Source organism: Protofrankia sp. Cr1 (assembly GCF_963555865.1).
Classification (GTDB): domain Bacteria; phylum Actinomycetota; class Actinomycetes; order Frankiales; family Frankiaceae; genus Protofrankia.
Window position 1 is genome coordinate 3,371 of the sequence record NZ_CAUVXO010000291.1, and the last position, 3,504, is coordinate 6,874.

Here is a 3,504-nt window from a genome sequence, read left to right on the forward strand (position 1 = left end):
CGCGAGAACAACCTCAAGGACGTCAGCGTCGAGATTCCGAAGCGCCGCCTGACGGTGTTCACCGGCGTCTCCGGCTCGGGCAAGAGCTCTCTGGTGTTCGGCACGATCGCCGCGGAGTCGCAGCGGATGATCAACGAGACTTACAGCGCCTTCGTGCAGGGCTTCATGCCGACGCTGGCGCGGCCCGAGGTCGACGTACTCGAAGGGCTGACGACCGCGATCATCGTCGACCAGGAGCGGATGGGCGCCAACTCCCGTTCCACCGTCGGCACCGCCACCGACGCCAACGCGATGCTGCGGATCGCCTTCAGCCGGCTCGGCGAGCCGAGTGCCGGGCCGTCGTCCCACTACAGCTTCAACCTGCCCGCCGCCGGCGCCTGCCCGCACTGCGAGGGCATGGGCAGCGTGACCGACATCGACCTCACCCAGCTCTTCGACGACTCCAAGTCGCTCGCCGAGGGCGCGATCACCATCCCCGGCTACAAGGTGGACGGCTGGTGGACCGTGGGGATCTTCATCGAGTCGGGCTTCCTCGACCCGGACAAGCCGATCCGTACGTACACCAAGAAGGAGCTGCACGACTTCCTCCACCGCGAGCCGACCAAGGTGAAGGTCAACGGCGTCAACCTCACCTACGAGGGGCTGATCCCGAAGGTCCGCAGGTCGTTCCTCGCCAAGGACCGGGAGGCGATGGCGCCGCACATCCGGGCGTTCGTGGACCGGGCGGTCACCTTCACCGCGTGCCCCGAGTGCGGCGGCACCCGGCTCAACGAGGCGGCCCGCGCCTCGCGGATCGGTGGGATCAACATCGCCGATGCCTGCGCGATGCAGATCAGCGACCTAGCCGTTTGGGTCCGCGGCGTCGACGAGCCGTCGGTGGCGCCGCTGCTCGCGACGCTGGCGCAGACCCTCGACTCGTTCGTGGAGATCGGGCTGGGCTACCTCTCGCTCGACCGGCCGTCGGGCACGCTGTCGGGCGGCGAGGCGCAGCGCGTCAAGATGATCCGCCACCTCGGCTCGTCGCTCACCGACGTCACCTACGTCTTCGACGAGCCGACGATCGGGCTGCACCCCCATGACATCCAGCGGATGAACGACCTGCTGCTGCGGCTGCGGGACAAGGGCAACACGGTGCTCGTCGTGGAGCACAAGCCGGAGACGATCGCGATCGCCGACCACGTCGTCGACCTCGGCCCCGGCGCCGGTACGGCGGGCGGCACCGTCTGCTTCGAGGGCACCGTCGAGGGACTGCGGGCCAGCGGCACCCTCACCGGCCGCCATCTCGACGACCGGGCCGCCCTCAAGGAGACGGTGCGGACGCCCGCCGGCCGGCTTGCGATCCGCGGCGCGACGGCGCACAACCTGCGCGATGTCGACGTCGACATCCCGCTCGGGGTGCTTGTCGTCGTCACCGGCGTCGCCGGTTCGGGAAAGAGCTCCCTGATCGACGGCTCGGTCTCGGGCCGGGACGGGGTGGTGTCGATCGACCAGGGCACGATCCGCGGCTCGCGACGGAGCAACCCGGCGACATACACCGGACTGCTCGACCCGATCCGCAAGGCGTTCGCGAAGGCCAACGGCGTGAAGCCGGCGTTGTTCAGCGCCAACTCCGAGGGCGCCTGCCCCACCTGCAACGGCGCCGGCGTCATCTACACCGACCTGGCGATGATGGCCGGCGTCGCCACCACCTGCGAGGAGTGCGAGGGGAAGCGGTTCGGAGCATCGGTGCTGGTCCACCACCTCGGTGGCCGCGACATCAGCGAGGTGCTCGCGATGTCGGTGACCGAGGCCGAGGGGTTCTTCGGCGCCGGCGAGGCGCGCACGCCGGCCGCGCACGCCATCCTCGACCGGCTCGCCGACGTCGGGCTGGGCTACCTCAGCCTCGGCCAGCCACTCCCTACGCTGTCCGGCGGCGAGCGACAGCGGCTCAAGCTGGCCACCCACATGGCTGGGAAGGGCGGCGTCTACGTCCTCGACGAGCCGACCACCGGCCTCCACCTCGCCGACGTCGAGCAGCTGCTCGGCCTGCTCGACCGGCTCGTCGACTCCGGTACGTCGGTCATCGTCATCGAGCACCACCAGGCGGTCATGGCACACGCCGACTGGATCATCGACCTCGGCCCTGGTGCCGGCCACGACGGCGGCCGGATCGTCTTCGAGGGCACACCCGCCGACCTCGTCGCCGCCCGCTCCACCCTCACCGGCGAGCACCTCGCGGCCTACGTCGGTACCTGACCGAGGCCCTCCCGGACACCGTGAGACGAGGTCTCTCATCTGTTTCGACCGAGCCCGCTTCTACGCCATCAGCGGTCGGCGTCGGTGTAGAGCACCACGCCGCGTAGGTTCCGTCCGGCGGCCATGTCGGCATAGCCGGAGTTGATGTCCTCGAGTTTGTACGTCGACGTGATCAGTTCGTCCAGCTTGAGCTTTCCCTCGCGGTACATGTCCAGCAGCCAGGGAATCTCCACCCGGGGATTCGCGCCACCGAAGATCGCACCTTTGAGGGTCTTCTGCAGCAACGTCAGCTCGAACAGGCTGAGCTTGACGTCGAGGTCGGTTGCCGGACCCATCCCGGCCACCACGCAGGTGCCGCCCTTACCGACCAGAGCCAACGCCGGAGCGATGTACTCGCCACGCATCCGGTCAATGGCGATGACGGCCTTCTCCGCACCGCGGCCCCAGGTCAGCTCGGTCACCGGAGCCAACGCCTCGTCCAGCGAGGCGAAGGTGTGGGTGGCACCGAACCGCTGTGCCTGCTCCCGCTTGAAGGCCACCGGGTCGATGGCGATCACCCACTTCGCGCCGGCCGCGACCGCACCCTGCACCGCGTTGATGCCGACACCGCCGACACCGATGACGACCACCGTTTCGCCCGGTCGCACCCCGGCAACGTGGGTCGCCGAGCCCCACCCGGTGGTCACCCCGCATCCGACCAGCGCCGCCTTGTCCAGCGGGACGTCCTTCCTGATCTTTGATCGCGGATGCCTGGTGCACGGTGACGTACGGGGAGAAGGTGCCGAGCAGGGAGGTCGGGATCACCGGCTTGCCGCGCGCGCGCACCCGGTACGACCCGTCCGAGATCGACTTCCCGGTCAGCAGGTCGGCGCCGAGGTCGCACAGGTTCTGCCGGCCCGACGAGCACGGCGGGCACTGCCCACAGGACGGGATGAAGCCGAGCACCACATGGTCGCCTTCGGCCAGCCCGCGCACGCCCGGACCGACCGTTGTCACCACCCCCGCACCCTCATGCCCCCCGAGGATGGGGAAGAATTTCGCCGGAAAATCCCCGTCCCCGATGTGCCGATCGGAGAAGCACAGCCCCGAGGCGGCCAGCTCCACCGTGACCTCGCCCTCCCGCGGGTTACCCACGTCGATCTGCTCGACCTGCCACTCCTCGTGCAGGCCCCAGACGAGTGCGCCCTTCGTCCGCACATCTCCTCCTATCCGGTTGCCCGGTTTCGTTTACTTTCACCGGTTTTGGACACCGAGGCAGGTCCCACGAGC

1 protein-coding gene and 1 pseudogene are annotated in these 3,504 nt (G+C 69.1%); one reads left to right on the forward strand and one right to left on the reverse strand.

The features are described 5' to 3' along the window. Window positions 1-2,235 (forward strand): excinuclease ABC subunit UvrA (locus U9980_RS19315; protein ID WP_322769209.1); only part of this gene is annotated, 2,235 nt, incomplete at its 5' end. 68 nt (window positions 2,236-2,303) lie between these two features. Here the strand turns inward: U9980_RS19315 and U9980_RS28645 are convergent. Continuing rightward, window positions 2,304-3,432: pseudogene (locus tag U9980_RS28645) on the reverse strand (NDMA-dependent alcohol dehydrogenase). Between the last annotated feature and the right edge of the window lie 72 nt (window positions 3,433-3,504).